The sequence below is a fragment of the Desertivirga arenae genome, from assembly GCF_017355785.1.
GTDB lineage: Bacteria > Bacteroidota > Bacteroidia > Sphingobacteriales > Sphingobacteriaceae > Desertivirga > Desertivirga arenae.
Genome location: NZ_JAFEWE010000040.1, coordinates 1 through 827 on the forward strand (window position 1 = coordinate 1; position 827 = coordinate 827).

At 34.5% G+C, this 827-nt stretch carries 1 protein-coding gene; it reads right to left on the minus strand.

Annotated features, from left to right (window positions below):
• Nucleotides 1–38 precede the first annotated feature (38 nt).
• Nucleotides 39–788, minus strand: a complete 750-nt coding sequence (locus tag J4N24_RS25405; RefSeq protein ID WP_207536548.1) for a hypothetical protein — start codon at nucleotides 786–788, stop codon at nucleotides 39–41.
• Nucleotides 789–827 lie beyond the last annotated feature (39 nt).

Below are 827 nucleotides of genomic sequence, written 5' to 3' on the forward strand. Positions count from 1 at the left end.
ATCCTTTTTTGAGACTACTGTCTACTGTATTAAAGTAATTAGTGATCATCTACTATGAAAATTAAACCATTATAATCGTGCAATAATTGCCGTAGCTTTTTCATGCGATAAAACAACCATTGCGAAACGACATAATGACTTGTACTTTCTGATCTCCAGTAAAGATTGTCTGGATCTTCTTCATCCACTGCCTGGTTTTCTAATCTTATTACCTTCAATGCAAGTTCTGTCTGGGCATCTAAAACTTCATTAGACTGACAGTTTTTAAAAAAGAGCTCCTCCTCCTGATCATAATCCATATTATTCTTATATTCTTTATCCAAGCATATCTTACTTAACAGCAATATAAGATAGTCAAGATAATTGCAGAAAGTTTCTGAAGGGTAAAGTTTAAACGAGTCGTAATTCTGAACTACCTCCTTCAAGCCGTTCATCTCCACATAGTCATACATCTCACTAATGTATATATAGCCCTGATCTTTCTCGTCAATTTCCGAAACGAGATCAAATCCATATTTCTTGAGAAACTCAAAATCCTCCTCCTGACTATTCATCTCCAACAGCCATTTAAAAACTAAAGAAATTAATTCAACATTAACCTCCTTTTCAGCCGCTTCCAGGTTTTGAATAAGTATGTCTTGATTTAATCCATCTGCATGTCTTTCGATCTTTCCAGAAATGTATTTTGAGAAGGAAATACCTTTCTCCTGACCCATTATAAGGATTTCATCAAGATTAGACCTAAGTATATCAAGGGTTAATGTAAACGTACGAATGTTTCTTCCCATAACTCAATTACGCTTCCTAATGGTTTAAATCCCATCGTT

Coding starts and splice junctions, on each gene's coding strand:
- J4N24_RS25405 (WP_207536548.1), bottom strand. CDS start 788: ATGGGAAGAAACATTCGTACGTTTACATTAACCCTTGATATACTTAGG.